This is a genomic window from Streptomyces sp. NPDC028910, from assembly GCF_055564955.1.
In genome coordinates, this window is the sequence record NZ_JBVHVF010000003.1 from 369,810 (window position 1) to 388,492 (window position 18,683).

The 18,683-nt window shown below is 72.9% G+C and carries 18 protein-coding genes and 1 pseudogene; 7 read left to right on the top strand and 12 right to left on the bottom strand.

Going from position 1 to position 18,683, the window contains the following annotated elements; all coding sequences use genetic code 11:
• Positions 1–220: 220 nt before the first annotated feature.
• Complete coding sequence (locus ACZ4TV_RS06530; RefSeq protein WP_468131323.1) at positions 221–868, bottom strand: biliverdin-producing heme oxygenase; 648 nt, start codon at positions 866–868, stop codon at positions 221–223.
• Positions 869–984: 116 nt separating this feature from the next.
• The gene (gene map, locus ACZ4TV_RS06535; protein ID WP_360897889.1) at positions 985–1,842 is read right to left on the bottom strand and encodes a type I methionyl aminopeptidase; all 858 of its coding nucleotides are present in this window, start codon (positions 1,840–1,842) and stop codon (positions 985–987) included.
• A gap of 72 nt (positions 1,843–1,914) precedes the next feature.
• Here map and ACZ4TV_RS06540 point away from each other — a divergent pair, with 72 nt between their 5' ends.
• Positions 1,915–2,148, top strand: coding sequence for a hypothetical protein (locus ACZ4TV_RS06540; RefSeq protein ID WP_468131326.1), 234 nt, complete (start codon positions 1,915–1,917; stop codon positions 2,146–2,148).
• A 13-nt stretch (positions 2,149–2,161) separates the two neighbouring features.
• On the opposite strand, the gene ACZ4TV_RS06545 is transcribed toward ACZ4TV_RS06540, so the two are convergent.
• Positions 2,162–2,767 carry a hypothetical protein gene (locus tag ACZ4TV_RS06545; RefSeq protein ID WP_468131328.1) on the bottom strand — a complete coding sequence of 202 codons (606 nt, stop codon included), beginning with the start codon at positions 2,765–2,767 and terminating at the stop codon, positions 2,162–2,164.
• A 108-nt stretch (positions 2,768–2,875) separates the two neighbouring features.
• Between ACZ4TV_RS06545 and npdG the strand changes: the two genes are divergently transcribed.
• Both npdG and ACZ4TV_RS06555 read left to right on the top strand, forming a co-directional pair.
• Positions 2,876–3,580 (top strand): NADPH-dependent F420 reductase, encoded by a 705-nt coding sequence (gene npdG, locus ACZ4TV_RS06550; protein WP_468131330.1) that lies wholly within the window; start codon positions 2,876–2,878, stop codon positions 3,578–3,580.
• A 108-nt stretch (positions 3,581–3,688) separates the two neighbouring features.
• Complete coding sequence (locus tag ACZ4TV_RS06555; RefSeq protein WP_468131332.1) at positions 3,689–3,871, top strand: hypothetical protein; 183 nt, start codon at positions 3,689–3,691, stop codon at positions 3,869–3,871.
• Here ACZ4TV_RS06555 and ACZ4TV_RS06560 read toward each other — a convergent pair whose 3' ends face one another.
• On the bottom strand, positions 3,872–4,669 hold the full coding sequence (locus tag ACZ4TV_RS06560) for a site-2 protease family protein (protein ID WP_468131334.1): 798 nt from the start codon (positions 4,667–4,669) through the stop codon (positions 3,872–3,874). It lies immediately after the preceding gene.
• A gap of 73 nt (positions 4,670–4,742) precedes the next feature.
• Between ACZ4TV_RS06560 and ACZ4TV_RS06565 the strand changes: the two genes are divergently transcribed.
• Positions 4,743–8,165 carry an AfsR/SARP family transcriptional regulator gene (locus ACZ4TV_RS06565; RefSeq protein WP_468131336.1) on the top strand — a complete coding sequence of 1,141 codons (3,423 nt, stop codon included), beginning with the start codon at positions 4,743–4,745 and terminating at the stop codon, positions 8,163–8,165.
• A gap of 57 nt (positions 8,166–8,222) precedes the next feature.
• Here the strand turns inward: ACZ4TV_RS06565 and ACZ4TV_RS06570 are convergent, their stop codons facing one another.
• The 3 genes from ACZ4TV_RS06570 to panB all read right to left on the bottom strand — a co-directional run bounded on the left by ACZ4TV_RS06570 (position 8,223) and on the right by panB (position 11,085).
• Entirely contained in the window at positions 8,223–9,074 is an 852-nt protein-coding gene (locus tag ACZ4TV_RS06570) for an ABC transporter permease (RefSeq protein ID WP_468131338.1), read from the bottom strand.
• Positions 9,071–10,093, bottom strand: a complete 1,023-nt coding sequence (locus ACZ4TV_RS06575) for an ATP-binding cassette domain-containing protein (protein WP_468131340.1) — start codon at positions 10,091–10,093, stop codon at positions 9,071–9,073. The genes ACZ4TV_RS06570 and ACZ4TV_RS06575 overlap by 4 nt, the downstream gene beginning before the upstream one ends.
• Positions 10,094–10,206: 113 nt before the next feature.
• A complete protein-coding gene (gene panB / locus ACZ4TV_RS06580) occupies positions 10,207–11,085 on the bottom strand; it encodes a 3-methyl-2-oxobutanoate hydroxymethyltransferase (protein ID WP_468131342.1) in 879 nt (292 codons plus the stop codon).
• A 288-nt stretch (positions 11,086–11,373) separates the two neighbouring features.
• On the opposite strand from panB, the gene ACZ4TV_RS06585 reads away from it, so the two are divergent.
• The gene (locus ACZ4TV_RS06585) at positions 11,374–12,402 is read left to right on the top strand and encodes an endonuclease/exonuclease/phosphatase family protein (protein WP_468131344.1); all 1,029 of its coding nucleotides are present in this window, start codon (positions 11,374–11,376) and stop codon (positions 12,400–12,402) included.
• A gap of 31 nt (positions 12,403–12,433) precedes the next feature.
• Here the strand turns inward: ACZ4TV_RS06585 and ACZ4TV_RS06590 are convergent, their stop codons facing one another.
• The 4 genes and pseudogenes from ACZ4TV_RS06590 to ACZ4TV_RS06605 all read right to left on the bottom strand — a co-directional run bounded on the left by ACZ4TV_RS06590 (position 12,434) and on the right by ACZ4TV_RS06605 (position 16,525).
• Positions 12,434–14,188 (bottom strand): NAD+ synthase, encoded by a 1,755-nt coding sequence (locus ACZ4TV_RS06590; protein WP_468131346.1) that lies wholly within the window; start codon positions 14,186–14,188, stop codon positions 12,434–12,436.
• A 71-nt stretch (positions 14,189–14,259) separates the two neighbouring features.
• The gene (locus tag ACZ4TV_RS06595) at positions 14,260–15,570 is read right to left on the bottom strand and encodes a DUF4352 domain-containing protein (protein WP_468131348.1); all 1,311 of its coding nucleotides are present in this window, start codon (positions 15,568–15,570) and stop codon (positions 14,260–14,262) included.
• 152 nt (positions 15,571–15,722) lie between these two features.
• Positions 15,723–16,040 (bottom strand): annotated as a pseudogene (locus tag ACZ4TV_RS06600) (multicopper oxidase domain-containing protein); the annotation flags it as partial.
• Positions 16,041–16,069: 29 nt separating this feature from the next.
• Positions 16,070–16,525 carry a hypothetical protein gene (locus ACZ4TV_RS06605; RefSeq protein WP_468131350.1) on the bottom strand — a complete coding sequence of 152 codons (456 nt, stop codon included), beginning with the start codon at positions 16,523–16,525 and terminating at the stop codon, positions 16,070–16,072.
• A 72-nt stretch (positions 16,526–16,597) separates the two neighbouring features.
• Here ACZ4TV_RS06605 and ACZ4TV_RS06610 point away from each other — a divergent pair, with 72 nt between their 5' ends.
• A complete protein-coding gene (locus ACZ4TV_RS06610) occupies positions 16,598–17,299 on the top strand; it encodes a DUF998 domain-containing protein (RefSeq protein WP_468131352.1) in 702 nt (233 codons plus the stop codon).
• 68 nt (positions 17,300–17,367) lie between these two features.
• Positions 17,368–18,246 carry an alpha/beta fold hydrolase gene (locus ACZ4TV_RS06615; protein ID WP_468131471.1) on the top strand — a complete coding sequence of 293 codons (879 nt, stop codon included), beginning with the start codon at positions 17,368–17,370 and terminating at the stop codon, positions 18,244–18,246.
• Here the strand turns inward: ACZ4TV_RS06615 and ACZ4TV_RS06620 are convergent.
• The gene (locus ACZ4TV_RS06620) at positions 18,231–18,650 is read right to left on the bottom strand and encodes a CBS domain-containing protein (RefSeq protein WP_468131354.1); all 420 of its coding nucleotides are present in this window, start codon (positions 18,648–18,650) and stop codon (positions 18,231–18,233) included. The genes ACZ4TV_RS06615 and ACZ4TV_RS06620 overlap by 16 nt on opposite strands.
• Positions 18,651–18,683 lie beyond the last annotated feature (33 nt).

Sequence of the window (18,683 nt, forward strand, 5' to 3'; positions counted from 1 at the left end):
CCCACCAAAACCAAACCACACCACCCCCCCCCCCCCCCCCCCCCCCCCCCAACCCCCCCCCCCCCCCCCCCCCCCCCCCCCCCCCCCCCCCCCCCCCCCCCCCCCCTCCCCCCCCCCCCCCCCCCCCCCCCCCCCCCCCCCCCCCCCCCCCCCCCCCCCCCCCCCCCCCCCCCCCCCCCCCCCCCCCCCGGCCCTCTTTCCGCAGACCTCCCCGGAGGGGCTACGCGCTGAGCGGGAACTGCTCGCCCAGCTCGCGGAAGACCGCGCCGTTGAAGTCGAAGGCGCGCTTGCACTCGTCGATGATGCGCTGCTTCTCCAGGTCGTCAGCGGCGATCGCGTCCAGCAGCTCGCGGTAGGTCCGCTTGAAGGCCGCCGGGTTGGAGATGTCCGCGAAGACGTAGAAGCGCACGCCGTCGCCCTTGCGCTCGAAGCCCCAGGTGCGCTCAGCCTTGTCGCGGATGATCTGGCCGCCGGAGAGGTCGCCCAGGTAGCGGGTGTAGTGGTGTGCGACGTACCCGCCCGGCCAGTCGGCCGCGCACTCGGCCACCCGGGCGGCGTACGCCTGCGTCGCGGGCAGCGCCACCACCATCTGGCGCCAGTCCGGGCCCAGCAGGTGCGCGAGGTCGCGCTCGATCTCGGCGACGCGCATCAGCTCCGGCCGGATGAACGGGCCGGCCACCGGGTCGTCCTTGAGGCACTCGGCCGCGTCTTCCAGGGCCCGGTACACGAACCACAGCTGCTCGGTGTAGCGCGTGTACGCGTCCACGCCGAGTCGTCCGCCCAGCAGGTCGCTCATGAAGGTCGACGTCTCGGCCTCGGTGTGCTGCTCGTGCGACGCGACGCGGATGACCGTAGAGAAGGCGTCCAAGACGGACCTCCAGGAAGAGGAAACAGGCGTGGCGGCAGCGCCGCCACACCCGATGTTCCTACTTAGGTTTGCCTAAGTCAATGTGTTCCCGACGTGTTGTCGGTAAAAAGACCCGGCTACGGAAGCGTCAGGATCTCCGCTCCGGAGTCGGTCACCACCAGTGTGTGCTCAAACTGCGCGGTCCGCTTGCGGTCCTTCGTGACGACCGTCCAGCCGTCCTCCCACATGTCGTACTCGTGGGTGCCCAAAGTCAGCATCGGCTCGATGGTGAAGGTCATCCCGGGCTCGATGACGGTGGTGGCGTGCGGGCTGTCGTAGTGCGGGATGATCAGGCCGGAGTGGAAGGAGGAGTTGATGCCGTGGCCGGTGAAGTCACGGACCACGCCGTAGCCGAAGCGCTTCGCGTACGACTCGATGACCCGGCCGATCACGTTGATCTGGCGGCCCGGCTTGACGGCCTTGATGGCCCGGTTCAGCGCCTCACGGGTGCGCTCCACCAGCAGCCGCGACTCCTCGTCCACCTCCCCGCACAGGTACGTGGCGTTGTTGTCGCCGTGCACCCCGCCGATGTACGCGGTCACGTCGAGGTTCACGATGTCGCCGTCGCGCAGGACGGTGGAATCGGGGATGCCGTGGCAGATGACCTCGTTCACGGAGGCGCACAGCGACTTCGGGAAGCCCCGGTAACCGAGCGTCGAGGGGTAGGCGCCGTGGTCGCACATGTACGCGTGGGCGACGCGGTCGAGCTCGTCGGTGGTCACCCCCGGCGCGATCAGCTTGGCGGCCTCTTCCATCGCCTGGGCGGCGATCCGGCCGGCGATGCGCATGGCCTCGATGGTCTCGGCCGACTGCACCTCCGGTCCGGTGTACGGAGTGGGCGCGGGCTTGCCGACGTACTCGGGCCGGCGGATGTTTCCGGGAACGGAACGGACGGGGGAGAGCTCGCCTGGTACGAGCAGCGACTGGCCGGACATGCAAGCGAGTGTATCCAGCGGGGATGGGGCAGCATGGCGGCAGAGAGCGGTATCGAGAGGAGCCCGACAACGATGGCCCTGTTCAAGAAGCGCCAGGTGGGCAAACCGGGCGAGTGGTACTACTGCCTGGTCCACAAGAAGGTCGAGGAAGGCCCCGAGTGCCCCGCCAAGGACCGGTTCGGTCCTTACGAGACCCCGCAGGAGGCGACCCGCGCCATGGAGACGGCGCAGGAACGCAACCTGGAGTGGCAGAACGACCCCAAGTGGAACGACAAGACCCGCGAGGACGAGGCGGACACCCCTTAGGAGGGTCGGGCTCCTACCAGCGGCTGGGCGGCGGCGCGGTCAGCTGATCGGCCAGCCGCGCCAGCCGGTCCCGGAACCGCCGGGGTCCGCGCCGCACCGGCAGGCTGTTCTCCCCGGCCGCCGCGCTGACCAGGTGCTGCACGGTGTCCAGATCCAGTTCGGCGCCGCCGTCCGGCACCGAGAGCGCCTCGTGCGCGAGGGTGCCCAGATCCGGGTCCCCGCCGTCCAGGGACAGTACGGTCGCCCCCGCGCGCCGGGCGTCGTGGACCCGCTCCAGCAGCCCCTCGCCGGGCTCCCCGGGCGCCACCACCAGCAGCGTGTGCCCGCGCCGGGCCGCCTCCAGCCTGCCCAGCCCCACCGACAGGTGCGGCGGCTCACCGGGCAGCACGTTGTGGCGTACGAGCGTCGGCGCCAGCTCCGGCAGACCCGACCAGGCGGCCTCGTCCACCAGGTGCGCCGCCAGGTGCCAGGGCTCGTATCCCGCGGTCCCCACCAGCAGCAGATTCCCGCCGCCCGGAACGACGGACCGGCGCAGCGAGCCGGCGAAGCGGCGCGCGGCGCCCGGCCACTGCGTACCGGCGAGCACCTCGCGCAGCAGCGCGACCCTCACGGCATCCATATTCGGCATCTTGCACCACGCATGGGATAGAGGGGAGCGCTTCCCTCCCCTTCGGCTGCCCTCCGAGTGCCCTTCGACTGTGAACTACCCGGCAGTACGCTCGCCTCCATGACTTCCTCAGACAGCACGCAGAAGCCGCCGGCCAAGGACCCCTGGGACCTGCCGGACGTGTCCGGCCTCGTCGTCGGCGTCCTCGGCGGCACCGGCGACCAGGGCCGGGGCCTCGCCTACCGGCTCGCCCGGGCCGGACAGAAGGTGATCATCGGCTCCCGCGCCGCCGAGCGCGCGCGGAGCGCCGCCGACGAACTGGGCCTCGGCGTGGAGGGCGCGGACAACGCCGAGTGCGCCCGCCGCAGCGACATCGTCATCATCGCGGTGCCGTGGGAGGGCCACGCCAGGACCCTCGAAGCGCTGCGCGAGGACCTCGCGGGCAAGCTCGTCGTGGACTGCGTCAACCCGCTGGGCTTCGACAAGCAGGGCGCGTACGCCCTCCAGGTCGAAGAGGGGAGCGCCGCCCAGCAGGCCGCGGCCCTGCTCCCGGACTCCCGCGTCACGGCGGCCTTCCACCACCTCTCGGCGGTCCTGCTCCAGGACGAGTCGATCGACGAGATCGACACCGACGTGATGGTCCTCGGCGAATCCCGCGCCGACACGGACATCGTCCAGGCCCTGGCCGCCCGCATCCCCGGCATGCGCGGGGTCTTCGCGGGCCGCCTGCGCAACGCCCACCAGGTCGAGGCCCTGGTCGCGAACCTGATCTCCACCAACCGCCGCTACAAGGCCCACGCGGGCCTGCGCCTCACGGACGTCTGAGCGGGACACCGTGCGGCGGCGTCCTCGCCGGCCTTACGGCAGCACTGCGGGGCATGGGGGACACTGGAGGGGCTCGACCCCGTTCAGTGTCCCCGAGGAGCTCTTCCCATGCCCCGCCTTGCCGTCTTCGCCGTTGTCGTCTGCGTCCTTGCGGTGGCCGCGGCCGTCGTCGCCTTCGTGGAGGGCAGCTTCCTCGGGATCGTCTGGGTGCTGCTGGCGGGCCTGACGTCCAACATGGCCTGGTACTACCTGCGTAAGGCGAAGGCCGAGAAGGCCGCCGCCACCCGCTAGCTAGCGGGTCTCCGAGCAGAGGCCGTCGCCGTCCTGCCAGAAGCGGTAGAGGTCGTAGCCGCAGTACCGCTCCAGGTCCGACACGCCGAGTGCGGACAGGACGCCGTGCACGACGTCGAAGAAGAACGCGTTGACCCCCGGGATCCACAGCAGTGCGAAGACCGCGATCAGGCCGAACGGCGCCAGCGGCTCCATCTCGCGGCGCACCCGGTACGACAGCCAGGGCTCGATGACCCCGTAGCCGTCGAGGCCCGGCACCGGCAGGAAGTTCAGGATCGCCGCCGAGACCTGGAGCAGCGCGAGGAAGGCGAGCGCGTAGCGGAAGGGCATCGGCACCCCGTCGAGGGCGTCCAGCCAGAACGGGGCCGTGCAGACGACGGCGAAGGCCACGTTGGTGAGCGGGCCCGCCGCCGAGATGAGGCTGTGCTTCCAGCGGCCCCGGATCCGGTCGCGCTCGATGTAGACGGCGCCGCCGGGCAGGCCGATCCCGCCCAGGATCACGAAGATCACCGGCAGGACGATGCTGAGCAGCGCGTGCGTGTACTTGAGCGGGTTCAGCGTCAGGTATCCCTTGGCGCCGACCGTGAGGTCGCCGCCGTGCAGGGCGGTGCGGGCGTGCGCGTACTCGTGCAGGCAGAGGGAGACGATCCACGCCGACGTCACGAAGAGGAACACGGCGAGCCCGGTGCTCGCCGCGTACTGCGTCCACACGGCCCAGCCGGTCACGGCCATGACGGCGACGATGCCGAGGAATACCGAACTGATGCGCCGCTCGCCGCGGCTGCCCTGATGACCCATGCGGGGAAACCTATCCCGGGCGTCCACCGGAAATGAGTTCGGGGCCGGGGCCGGGTCCGGGGACAATGGGCCGGTGCGTTACGCGATTCTCGGCACCGCCCAGGCCATCCACGACGACGGGACTCCCGTCGCCGTCGGCGGAGCGCGCCTGCGGGCGCTGCTGACCGCGCTCGCGCTGCGGCCGGGGCGGGTGGTTCCGGCCCGGCTGCTGGTCGCCGAGGTGTGGGACGGCGACCCGCCGGCCGACGCCGTGGCCGCCTTGCAGGCGCTGGTCGCCCGGCTGCGGCGGGCGCTGGGGCACGCGGCCGTGCGCTCCGCGGAGGGCGGCTACCAGCTGGTCGCGGAGCGCGAGGACGTCGACCTGTACCGCTTCGAGCGGCTGGCCCGGGCCGGGGACGGGGCGCGGGATCCGGCCGAGGCCGCGGCCCTGTACGACGAGGCCCTCGCCCTGTGGCGCGGGCCGGCGCTCGCCGACCTGCCGGACCCGGCCGCGGAGGCCGCGCGCTGGGAGGCCGTACGGATGGACGCGCGCCGGGGCCGGCTCGCGGCGGCCCTGGCCCTGGGCGAGGCGGAGCGGTCGCTGCCGGAGCTGACCGCGCTGTGCGCGAGGCAGCCGCTGGACGAGCCGTTGCAGGCGCTGCGCATCCGGGCCCTGCGCGACGCGGGCCGCCCCGCGCAGGCGCTGGCCGCCTACGACACCGTCCGCCGGGACCTGGCCGCCCGCCTGGGCACGGCCCCGGGCCCCACCCTGCGCGCCCTCCACGCCGAACTCCTGAACTCCCCCGGCGCCGAGCCGGCGACCTCACCCCGGCCGCAACCGCACGGCCTGAGCGGTGCCCACGGCGCGGTGTCCGGGACAGCCGGCCGGCCGCCCGCCTCCGGCGCGGCCGGGCATCCGGCCCACGCGGGCCCGCACTCCGGCGCGGGCGGTGCCCTCGGCGGGGCCGGGCAAGGCGCGTATTCGGCTTGCGGGCAGGGGAATTTGCGGGCCCGGCTCACCACCTTTGTCGGGCGCGAGGACGATATTCGCGTCATCGGGGACGATCTCGCGGGGGCGCGGCTCGTCACGCTGCTCGGGCCCGGTGGGGCCGGTAAGACGCGGCTCTCGCAGGAGGCCGCCGAGGCGCATCAGGCGCGCGGCGGCTGGCCCGACGGGGTGTGGCTGGTCGAGCTGGCTCCCGTGGACGACCCGGACGACGTCGCCGAGGCCACCCTCGCCGCGCTCGGCGCCCGCGAGACCAAGCTGCGCGGCGCCGCCGCCGAGGAACTGCGGGCGCTGACCGACCGGACCGGGGACCACCCCCTGGACCGCCTCGCAGAGCACTGCGCCCGGCGGCGGATCCTGCTGCTGCTCGACAACTGCGAGCACGTCATCGGCGCGGCCGCCGAGCTCGCCGAACGCCTCCTCACGCACTGCCCCGGCGTCCAGATCCTGGCCACCAGCCGCGAACCCCTCGGCGTGCCGGGCGAGTCCCTGCGCCCGGTGGAACCGCTGCCCGACCCCATCGCGCTGCGGCTGCTCGGCGACCGCGGGGCCGCCGCCCGCGCCGGGTTCACCGTGGACGAGGACCCGGCCGCCGCCGCCGAGATCTGCCGCCGCCTCGACGGCCTGCCCCTCGCCATCGAGCTGGCCGCCGCCCGGCTGCGGCTCCTGACGCCGCGCCAGATCGCCGACCGGCTCGACGACCGCTTCCGGCTCCTGACCAGCGGCGCCCGTACGGTCCTGCCCCGCCAGCAGACCCTGCGCGCGGTCGTGGACTGGTCCTGGGACCTGCTCGACGAACCCGAACGCACCGTCCTGCGCCGCCTCTCCGTCTTCGCCGGCGGCTGCGATCTTCCCGCCGCCGAGGCCGTCTGCGCCGACCCGTCCTACGACGCCGCGGACGTGCTCGGCTCCCTCGTCGACAAATCCCTCGTCGTCGCCGCCCCCGGCCCCGACGGCTCGGCCATGCGCTACCGCCTCCTGGAGACGGTCGGCGAGTACGCCGCCGAGCGCCTCGCCGAGGCCGGCGGCGACCGCGAGGGCACCGAGCGCCGCCACCTCGTCCATTACCGCGAACTGGCCCGGACCACCGAGCCCCTGCTGCGCGGACACGGACAGCGGGCCGCGACCGAGCGGCTCGCCACCGAGTACGAGAACCTCCGTACCGCCCTGCGCCGCGCCGTCGCCGCCCGCGACGCCGGCGAAGTGCTCTGCCTCGTCCACTCCTTGAGCTGGTACTGGCACATGCACGACCTGTCCACCGAGTCCCGCCACTGGTCGGAGGCGGCCGCGGCGCTGGGCCCCAACCCCTTCGCGCCGCCCCTCCTCCCCGCCGAGCCCGTGTACGAGCGGATCGTCGACACGCCCCCGCCCTACACCGGCGAGCTGCTCACCGAGGCCTGGCGCGGCGTCCAGCTGATCCGGCTGGCCGCCCGCGACCAGAACAGCGACAACTGGGACACCCCGGAGGTCCGCGCCCAGATCGACGGCGTGCTCGCCACCTACCGGCCCGGGCTCCCGCAGACCTGCCGGTCCCCCTCCGCCCTCTGGGTCTACGCCGTCATGATCGCGGGCGATTCCCGGCTGCTCCAGCGCGTCGTGGACGAGACCGTCGAGGCCTCCCGCGCGTTCGGCTACCGCTGGGAGCTCGCCTCCGCCCTCCAGATCCGGGCCAACATCCTCGCCAACCGCGCGGACTGGGCCGGCGACGCCTCCCGCGACGCCGAGGAGAGCCTGGCCATCTTCCGCGAGCTCGGCGACGACTGGGGCTGCGCCGAGGCGCTGTCGGCGCGCGCCGAGTCCCGGGAGAAGCGCGGCACGTACGCGCTGGCCGCCGAGGACTTCCGCGCCGCGATCGAGCACGCCGAACGCCTGGGCGCCAAGGCCCAGGTGACCGTGCTGCGCGTACGGATGGCCGGGACCCTGGTCGAGAACGGGGAGGCCGAGGAGGCCGAGGCGATCCTCAGCGAGATCGTCGCCACGGTGCGGCGGTACGGCAACGAGGCCATGCCCGCCGCCCGGCTGTTCCTCGCGGGCATCCTCGGCCGCACCGGCCGGACCGCCGAGGCCCGGGTCCAGCTCCAGGCGCTGCGCGAGGACTTCGCGCTCGGTGCGTACGCCGTCTTCGACGTGTTCCTCCTCGCCACGTTGGCCTGGCTGGACAACCAGGAGGGCAAGTACGAGGACGCGCTCCTGCGGGTCCGCGAGGCCGGGGCCAGGGTCCAGGACCCGCTCGTGCTGATGGTCGCCCCGCAGCTGCCCGCCGTGTACCTGCTGACGGGCGCCGTCTCCCTCGTCTCGCGCGGCGGACCGCGGGGGGCGTACGACGCCGCCCGCCTGCTCGGCGCGTACCGGGCCCACCTGCCGCCCGGGCACTTCCCCATCACCACCGAACGCGAGGATGCCGCCCACGCCGAGAAGCTGGCGCGGGCGGCGCTCGGTGACGCCGCCTACGAGACGGCGTACGCCGAAGGCGGCGGGCTCACCCAGGAGGGGGCCACCGCCCTCATCTGACCCGGCCCCCGGCCGGTGTCCGTCCGGGACGCGATCCGGAGTGGACCGGTCCGCGGGTCAGGTCTTCTGGCGGAACCTGCGGACCGCGAGCGGCATGGTGGCCGCCGTGAGGACGAGCGACCAGGCCAGGGTCATCCACACCGAGTCGCCGACCGGAGTGCCGTTGATCAGCGCGCGGGCGGCGTCGGCCAAGTTGGACAGCGGGTTGTAGTCGGTGAAGGACTGCAGCCAGCCGGGCATCGTGGACGGCGGGGCGAAGATCGAGCTGCCGAACTGCAGCGGCATCAGGACGATCATCGCCATGCCCTGGACGGCCTGCGCGGTCTTCAGGGTGAGACCGAGCAGCACGAAGATCCACATCAGTGAGGCGCCGAAGACGGCCGCCAGACCGATGGCGAGGAACAGCCCCAGCACCGAGCCCTTGATCGACAGGCCGAGCATGAAGCCCACGCAGAGCAGGATCGCGATGGCGACCATCATCCGGCCGACCTCGACGACGATCTTGGCGATGAGGACCGAGGACCGGGCGATGGGCATGGACCGGAACCGGTCCATCACACCCTTCTTGAAGTCGTCGTTGACCCCGGTGCCCACTCCCATCGCGATGTTCATGCCCATCATGGCCATGAGGCCCGGGACCACGTAGTTGACGTAGTCACCCTGGTTGCCCTTGCCGGAGATGGCGCCACCGAAGACGAAGACGAACAGCAGCGTGAAGATGATCGGCATGAACAGGACGTCGAACATCGACTCCGGGTCCTGCTTGATCTGCAGGACGTTGCGGCGCACCAGGGCGCCGATGTGCCGCAGGTTGGACCGCAGGCCGATCCGGCCCTCGTCGGGGTGGCCGGCCACCGAGGCCGGACCAGGCACGGCCGGAGCGGGCTTCGTCGTGGTTACGGTGCTCATGCCGCGACCTCCTCGGTCTTCTCGGTGGGGACGGAGTCCGCGACGAGGCTCGGCTTCTGGCCGGTGATGGACAGGAACACCTCGTCGAGGCTGGGCAGGTAGGTGCCGAGGTCGGCGATGGCGTACCCGCGGGCGGCCAGCAGACCGACCACGGCGGTCAGCTGCTCGTCGCTCAGGATCGGAACCAGCAGCACGCCCTCGTCCGGTACGGCCTGGGTGCCGGCCACGCCGTCCAGTCCGGCCTCGGCCAGCGAACGGGCCATGCCCGGCAGGTCCGAGGAGGCCACGGGGCGGATCTTCAGGGTGCGGCCGCCGACGCGGGCCTTCAGCTCGTCGACCTTGCCCTTGGCGATGACCTTGCCGCGGTCGATGACCGTCAGCTCGCTGGCGAGCTGCTCGGCCTCCTCCATGTACTGGGTGGTGAGCAGGACGGTGGCGCCCTCGGCGACCAGCCGCTGGACCTCGTCCCACACCTCGTTGCGGGTGCGCGGGTCGAGACCGGTCGTCGGCTCGTCGAGGTAGAGCACGGCCGGGTTGCCGACCAGCGAGGCGGCGAGGTCGAGCCGGCGGCGCATGCCGCCGGAGTAGTTCATGGCGGCTTTCCTGGCCGCCTCGGTCAGGGAGAAGCGCTCCAGCATCTCGTCCGCGCGACGGCGGGCGTCCTTGCGGGAGAGGTCGAGCAGCCGCCCGATCATGTAGAGGTTCTCCCAGCCGGAGAGCTTCTCGTCGACCGAGGCGTACTGGCCGGTCAGGCCTATGGTGCGGCGCAGCTGCCGCGGCTGGCGGACCACGTCGTAGCCCGCGACGGTCGCCGTTCCGGCGTCCGGGACGATCAGGGTGGAGAGGCAGCGGACCAGCGTCGTCTTGCCGGCCCCGTTGGGCCCCAGGACCCCGAGGACCGTGCCCTCGCGGACCTCGAGGTCGACACCGTCGAGGGCTTTGGTCTCGCCGTAGTGCTTGACCAGCCCCCGTACTTCCACGGCGTTGGGGCTCTTGTCGTTTCGCGTCATGTCCACCATGGGACCAGCCGCCACTGACAAAGCACCGACAGCCGGCCGACAGCCGACCGACGGGCAGCCGACGGCCCGCCGGCGTACGGGTCGCCGGCGGGCCGTCGCAGCCGCTCACCCCATCAGTGGAAGGCGTGCTCTTCCTGCGGGAACGTTCCGCCGACCACGTCCTCGGCGAAGGCCTTCGCCGCGTCGCCCATGGTCTCGCGCAGCTTCGCGTACTGCTTCACGAACCGCGGCAGCTTCCCGGCGGTCAGGCCCATCATGTCGGTCCACACCAGAACCTGCGCGTCGCACTGCGCGCCCGCGCCGATGCCGACCGTCGGGATGTGCAGGGACCGGGTGACCTCGGCGGCCAGCTCGGCCGGAACGAGCTCCAGCACCACCGCGAAGGCGCCCGCGTCCTGCGCCGCCTTCGCGTCGCGCAGCAGCTGGTGCGCGGCCTCGTCGCCGCGGCCCTGCACCCGGTACCCCATGGCGTTGACGGACTGCGGGGTCAGGCCCAGGTGGGACATGACGGGGATGCCGGACTGCACGATCAGCTCGGTCTGGTGCAGCGAACGCGCGCCGCCCTCCAGCTTCACCGCTCCGACCCCGGCCTCCTTGACGAGGCGGGTGGCGCTGCGCAGCGCCTGCACGGCGCCTTCCTGGTACGAGCCGAACGGCATGTCACCGATGACCAGCGCGCGGCTCGTACCGCGCACGACGGCCGCCGACAGCATGGTCATCTGATCCATCGTCACCGGCACGGTGGAGTCGTAGCCGAGGTGGCAATTGCCCATCGAGTCGCCGACGAGGATGACCGGGATGCCGGCCTCGTCGAAGACGGACGCGGTCATCGCGTCGTAGGCGGTGAGCATGGGCCACTTCTCGCCGCGTTCCTTGGCGAGGGTGAGGTCGCGGACGGTGATGCGCCGGGTGCCCGTGCCTCCGTACAGGGTGCGGGGGTCCGACGGAGATGCTGCTGCGGGTTCGCGGGCAGGCGAAACGGCATGCGTCATTGCAACTGCTCCTTGTGTCATCTCGAGGCGCCCTCACGGCGTCCCCGGACTCACCCACCATGGTGGCATCCGTGTGGCCGGAGGCGGAAGTGCTGCGAGGAGCGCGCCGGGCCCGCGGCATTCAATGTGCGCGTTTCGTGACAAGCGGAACCCCTGGCGCACGGCCGTTCGTCCTCCCGGACGTACGACCGTGACAGGCGGTCGTGACGTACGGCACGGAAGGCTCCGGTCATCGCCTAGGGTCAAGGGGCGGGGACGGAGCGCGAGCACGGCAGTGAGGGCAGTGGCATGGCACAGGCGTACATGACGGAGTCGGGGAACGGCGGCTCGGACCCCGAGCCCTCCGCATCCCGTTTCCGGCGCCGGCTGGCCGAACTGGGCCGCGATCCCGGAATCTGGCGGCGCGGATGGGTCCTGGCCGCGATCGCCGTACTCATCTCGCTGGTCATGGTCTTCCACGCGGAGCTGCCCAACGACGTGGGCAACCTCGGCAGCCTCACCGAGACCTTCCTGCCCTGGCTGGGCCTGGCCGTCCCGGTCCTGCTGGCCGGCGCCGTGTTCCGCAAGTCCGCGACCGCGCTCATCGCGATACTGCTGACGGCCGCCGTCTGGGCGAACCTCTTCGGCGGCCTGGTCAGCGACAAGTCCGGCTCCGGCGGCAACCTCGTGGTCGCCACGCACAACGTCGACGCCGACAACGCCGACCCGCGCGGCACCGCCGAATCGGTCGCCGGGTCCGGGGCCGACGTCCTGGCCCTGACCGAGCTCAAGGGCAGCGCCGTCCCCGTCTACGAGAAGGCCCTGGCGGGCACGTACAAGTACCACTCGGTCGAGGGCACGGTCGGCCTGTGGAGCAAGTACCCGCTGAGCGCCAGCGCGCCGGTCGACATCAGAATGGGCTGGACCCGGGCCATGCGCGCCACCGTCGACACCCCGCACGGGAAGGTCGCCGCCTTCGTCGCCCACCTCCCCTCCGTCCGGGTCAAGCTGAACGCCGGCTTCACCGCGAACCAGCGCGACGACAGCGCCGACGCGCTGGGCGCCGCGCTCGCCGCCGAACCGCTGAAGAAGGTCATCCTGCTGGGCGACCTCAACGGCACCATGAACGACCGCGCCCTGTCGGAGGTCACCTCGCAGATGCGCTCCACCCAGGGCGCGGCGGGCGACGGCTTCGGCTTCAGCTGGCCGGCGCAGTTCCCGATGGCCCGGATCGACCAGATCATGGTCCGCGGGATCCGGCCGGAGGCCTCCTGGACCCTGCCCCGCACGGGCAGCGACCACCTCCCGGTCGCGGCCCGGGTCACCGTCAAACCCTGAGGGACGCGGGCACACGCCGGGGCCCCGGTCGCTACGTGTGCTCGCGCCAGCCGTTCGTGATGGGCAGCCGGCGGTCCTTGCCGAAGCCCTTCGCGGAGATCTTCGTGCCCGGCGGGTACTGGCGGCGCTTGTACTCCGCCGCGTCCACCATCCGCAGGGTCCTGGCGACCAGCTCACGGTCGAAGCCGCCCTCGACGATCGCCTCGAAGCCCTGGTCGCGGTCCACGTACAGGGCCAGGATCGCGTCGAGCACCGGGTAGTCCGGCAGCGAGTCCGTGTCCACCTGGCCCGGGCGCAGCTCGGCGCTCGGCGGCTTCACGATCGAGTTCTCCGGGATCGGCGGGATCTCGCCGCGCTCGGCCGCGGCCCGGTTGCGGTAGGTGGCGAGCCGGAAGACGTCCGTCTTGTAGACGTCCTTGATCGGGCCGTACGCGCCCACCGAGTCGCCGTACAGGGTGGAGTAGCCGACGGCCAGCTCCGACTTGTTGCCCGGGGCCAGCACGATGTGGCCCTCCTGGTTGGAGACCGCCATCAACAGGGTGCCGCGCAGCCGGGACTGCAGGTTCTCCTCGGCCAGGCCGGTCAGGCCCAGCGAACCCATGTACGCGTCGAACATCGGCTCGATCGGCACGGTACGGAAGTTCAGTCCGGTGCGCTCGGCCAGGTCGGCCGCGTCACCCCTGGAGTGCTCCGAGGAGTACTTCGAGGGCATCGAGATGCCGTACACGTTCTGCGCGCCGATCGCGTCGCAGGCGATGGCGGCGACGAGCGCGGAGTCGATGCCTCCGGAGAGCCCGATCAGGACGGAGCGGAAGCCGTTCTTCTTGACGTACGCGCGCAGGCCCACGACCAGCGCGTCGTAGATCTCCTCGTCGTCGTCCAGCCGGTCGGCGTAGCCGCCCGGGACGACCGGCTCGTACGGGGCCACCGGCTCCTCGGAAAGGATCACCCGGTCGATGCGCAGTCCGTCGTCCACCACGCCCTCGGGGGCGTCGGCCCGCGCGGCGGGCAGGTCGAGGTCGACCAGGACGCAGCCCTCGGAGAACTGCGGGGCGCGGGCGATGACCTCGCCGTCGGCGTCGACGACGATCGAGTCGCCGTCGAAGACCAGCTCGTCCTGGCCGCCGATCATCGCCAGGTAGGCGAGGGTGCAGCCGGCCTCCTGGGCCCGCTTCTGCACCAGTTCGAGGCGCAGGTCGTCCTTGTTGCGCTCGTACGGAGAGGCGTTGATCGAGATCAGCAGTCCGGCCCCGGCGGCTCGGGTGGCCGGGACCCGGCCGCCCTCCTGCCACAGGTCCTCGCAGATGGCCAGGGCCACGTCGACGCCGCCCACCCGGATCACCGGCTGGGTGTCGCCCGGCACGAAGTACCGGAACTCGTCGAACACGCCGTAGTTGGGGAGGTGGTGCTTGGCGAAGCGCAGCACGACCTGCCCGCGGTGCAGCACGGCGGCCGCGTTCGCCGGGGAGCCGGCCGGGCGGCCGAGCCGGGGCGCGGCCTTCTCCGTGCGGTCGAGGTAGCCGACGACGACCGGCAGTTCGCCGAGACCCTCGGCCGCCAGCCGCCGCGCGAGCTCGCGCAGCGCGCTGCGGGAGGCCTCGACGAAGGAACCGCGCAGGGCGAGGTCCTCGACGGGGTACCCGGTCAGCATCATCTCCGGGAACGCCACCAGGTGGGCGCCCTGCTCGGCGGAGTGCCGGGTCCAGTGGACGACCGAGTCGGCGTTGGCGGCGATATTGCCGACGTGCGAGTCGATCTGATTCAGAGCGAGGCGAAGTTGAGGCACGGGGCCCAGTCTAATCGTCTTTCTGACGCGATGTCCTGGGCCCCGCCCGTTCCCGATGCCGGAACGCCGTGTCAGCCGATGGGGCCGGCGTACTTCACGTCGTCGAGCAGGGTCCCCGCGGCGATGTCCGCGCTGATGCTCTTCGTGCCCTTCGGGACCTCGAACGCCACGACCCCGCTGGCGGATTCGCCCGGCAGGATGGAGCCCCTGACCATCTTCGGAACGCCGCCGCCGCTGCCGCCGCTGTCGAAGACCATCTCGGCGGTCATGCCCTGGTCGTCGCGGACGTTGGGCACGGCGTAGATCACCTCGTGCGGGGCGGTCGAGCCGTTGGTGATGGTGATCGTGATCTGGATCGCGTTCTCGACCTGCTCGCGGGCGATGATGCCCTTCGGCTCGTACTTCTTCGGCGCCGAGAGGCTCACCTTGACGCCGTTCGGGTACGTGAAGGTCTCGCCGAACGGCAGCGCGCTGGTCAGGCCCGGGACCTGGGAGGGCGACGGGGACTTGGAGGGCGACGCGGACTTGGAGGGCCAGGGCTCACCGCTGGGGTAGAGGCTTTCCCCGTCCGCCAGTTCCTCCCGCTGCTCCTGCTGCTCCCGGTCGATCTCGCGCCCCATGCGGTCGGCGATGTCGGCGGTGAGGAAGAAGCCGAGGACCGAGACACCGAGGCCCGCCACGCCGAGGACCGTGCCCACGATGGACATCGTCTTGTGCGGGGCGCCGTTGGAGCAGCGGACGAGGGCGCCGATGCCCAGGCCGACGGCGACTGCGGCGAGCAGGGCACCGGCCCAGAACATGAAGGGGACGATGCCGATGAGCAGGGAGAAGCAGGCGACGATCAGGGCGGCGATGGCCAGGCCGTTGGTGGTCGGGGTGGCCTGCGGGTTCGCGGCGTACGGGACCCCGCCGACGCCGGGGCCGGGCGGGGCCCACGCGTTGAGGGGAGCCCCGGGTGCGCCGATCGGCTGCGCCTGCGGCGCCGGGGTGGGGGCGGGCGGGGCGAACTGCGAGGTGCCGGGGGCCGGGGCGGCGGCCGGATCCGGAGCGGGGGCCGCGGGGGTTCCGGAGGCTGCGGGGGCCTCGGGGGCCTCGGGGGCCGCCGGAGCGTCGGGGGTAGCCGGGACTGCGTGAGCTTCGGCAGCCGCCGGGGCGTCTGGGGCCGTCGTAGCCGACGGGGCCTCGGAGGTCGACGGAGCGTCAGGGTCCGAGGGAGCGTCAGGCGCCGGGGGAATCGCGGGGGTCGCCGCGGCCGGGGTCTTTTCGAGCGACAGCGGCTGCGCGGGCGACGCCGGTATGGAGGCCGTCTCGGGGACGGGGGTGCCCGTCGGCTCCGCCGGTGGGCCGGTGGGAGTGCTGGGCGGGTTCGGCGGGGTGCTCATACCGGCGGGGTCGTCCTTTTGTCGCAGCTGTCGTGATCACCGCAAGGGTGCCATGCCAACGGCCGGCGCCCACCCTCAATTTCGGTGCCCACCGCCCGGTCCCGGGGCGGCCTCGGGCGCAGCCGCCCCGGGACCGTACGACCCGCCCGCCCCTACCGCCGGTAGCCGAGCACCGTCATCATTCCGGATTCCGAGTGGTAGACGTTGCGGCAATGGATCATCCACAGGCCGGGGTTGTCCGCGTCGAAGTCCGCCGTCAGTGTCCCGCCCGGCAGGACGACCGCGGTGTCCTTGCGCGCCCCGGCGGCCCCGCCGGCCCGGCCGCCCAGGGCGAAGGTGTGCCCGTGCAGGTGCACCGGGTGCCGCTGGTCCGGCGTGTACGGCTTGCCGTCGAAGGCCCAGTCGTACGTGGCCACGGAACCGGTCAGCCGGATCCGCACCGTACGGTCCGGCTCGCGCGGGGCCAGTGCGGGCATGCGGGGGCGACGGCGGGGCACCCCTAGATCCGCAGGACCGCCAGCCGGGTGAGGAGTTCGCGGGGTGAGGGCGGGTCCGGGCCGCCGCCGGACCGGCCCGGTACGCGGGCCGCGCCCCCGAGCGGCGCGGCGCGGCGGGAGCCGGCCGGTCCGGCGCCGAGGAAGAGCAGGACGAGCCCCGTGAGCACGGCGAGGCAGACGGACATGGGGTCCATGCCGGTCCCCGGCGCGGGCACGGTCGCCGCGACGACGGCCCGGGACTGTTCCTGCCCCGGGAGCGCCGGAGTGTGGTGCGTGCCACCGTGCGCGGGCGGGCCGGGTGCCCCCGCCGAAGCAACGGAGTGGGCCGCGGGCGCGTCTTCCAAGGCGTGGGACTCAGCCGGATGACCCAAGGTGTGCATGGTGACGATGCCCAGCAACAGCGCGGCGAGCAGCAGCGACCGGGGTCCCGGCGCGGCTCGCTGAACACCGTGCGTCATGAGCGGAACCCTACCCGGGGTGGGTATCCGATCACAGGACCGACCCCGGGCGTGCTTAGGATTAGTCACACTATGTCCCCACATGGCCTCTCTCCGCGGACCGCCTGGCCGGTCGCCACCCTGATCGGCCTCGCCGGCGCCGCCTACACCGCGTGGGTACTCGAAGTCGTCCTCTCCACGGGCCTCAACCCCATCCAGACGTACGTCAGCGAGCTCGCCGCCCAGGGCCAGCCGCTCGGCGGCCTGTTCCGGGCCACCGACTTCACCGCTGGTCTGCTCGCCTTCACCGGAGGGCTGCTGGCGCTGGTCCGGCTGCTGAAGTACGCCGAGTCCCGCCGCCTCTGGGCGGTCGTCGGCTGGGCCGCGGTCACCCTCTTCGGCGCGGCCACCGCCGCCGACGCCTGGCTGCCGCTGAGCTGCACGCCCACCGTGGACCCCGAGTGCGCCGCCCGGGAGACCGCGGGGCTGGTCCCCGCCACCCATCAGGCGCATGCCGTGAGCAGCACCCTCGCCATGGCCGGGGCCCTCGTGGGGGTGGTGGCCCTGACCGTGGCAGCCCGCCGGTACGGCTGGTTCGCCCCGCTCGCCCGCTTCGGCCCCGCCCTCGTCGTCCTCGAACTGCTCGCCACCGTCTGGACCCTGTCCGCCATCGCGATGTTCACGGCGGGGCGCGGGACCTGGGCCCTCGGCGCCGGGCAGCGGCTCCAGGTACTGTTCGTCGCGCTCTGGCTGGGCCTGCTCGCCTACTCCGTCCACAAGGAAGGCCGTACGTGACACCGCGCACGCCGCCGACGCAGGTGCCGTACGCGTGCGGCATCGACCGCATCGACCGCATCGACCCCATGGACTGCCGCGACCACTTCGTCCGGGTCGACGGGATCCCCCTGCACGTGGTCGTCGAGGGCCGGGGACCCGTGTGCGTGCTCAGCGCCGGGCTCGCCATGGCCTGGTTCGACTGGGACCCGGTCGCCGTGCGGCTCGCCGCCGCGGGCCGCACCGTCGTCCGCTTCGACCGCCCGGGACACGGCCTCAGCGGCCCGGCCACCGCGCCGCCGACCACCGCCGGGGAGGCCCACCGGATCGCCGGCCTGCTGGACGCGCTGGGGCTCACCGGTCCGGTCACCGTCGTCGGGCACTCCATCGCCGGGTTCCACGCCGAGGCCTTCGCCCGCCTGTACCCGGAGCGCACCGCCGCCCTGGTCCTGGTCGACGGCAGCGTCGAGGAGGCGCCCCGTACGGCGCTGCCCGCCGCGCTGCGCACCGGCGCCGCCCGCGCCCTCGGCCGGGCGGTGACCGCCGCCGGCCTGCCGGCCGCGCTGGGGCCCCTGGCCCGGCGAGCCACCGTACGGGCCTCCCGCGCCGGCGGCCCCGACCCGGCCGCGCGGGACCTCGTACGCCGCTGCTACCGCACCGGCCGCGTCTGGCGCGGAGCCCTGCTGGAGAACTCCCGCTACCCGGACATGGCCGCCGAGCTGCTCGCCCTGCGGGCGGCCGGGGCCGGGCACCCGCTGGCCGCCCCCGCGACCGTTCTGGCCGGCCACGACGGCTCGGCGCGCTCCGGCGCACTGCGCTGGCTGGGCCGCCAGGCGGACCTCGCGGACCTGCTCGGGGCCCGCTTCGAGGTCGCCGAGCCCGCCGGACACCTGGTCATGATGGACCGCCCGGACCAGGTGGCCCGGGCGGTCCTGGACGCCGCGTCGGAGGATCAGTTCCGGGCGTAGACCTTCTCCACGAAGGTGGCGATCTGGTCCTCGGAGAGGTGCTGGGCCACATCGGCCTCGCTGATCATGCCGACCAGCTGCTTGTCCTGGATCACGGGCAGCCGCTTGATCTGGTGGCTGCCCATTTCCTCCAGCACCTCGGAGATGTCGGCGTTGGCGTCGATCCAGCGCGGGGTGCCCTCGGCCATGTCGCCGCACGTGACCTTCGACGGGTCGTGCCCCTTGGCCACGCACTTCACGACGATGTCACGGTCGGTGATGATGCCGCACAGCCGTTCGTTGGCGTCGCTGATGGGCAGCGCGCCCACATTGAGCCGGGCCATCAGTTCGGCGGCCCGGTCCAGGGTCTCGGTGGCGGGGATCCACTGGGCCCCGGGGTGCATGATCTCTGCGGCGGTGGTCATTGCGTAACCTCCTGAGCGCGCGTCGTTGCGGCA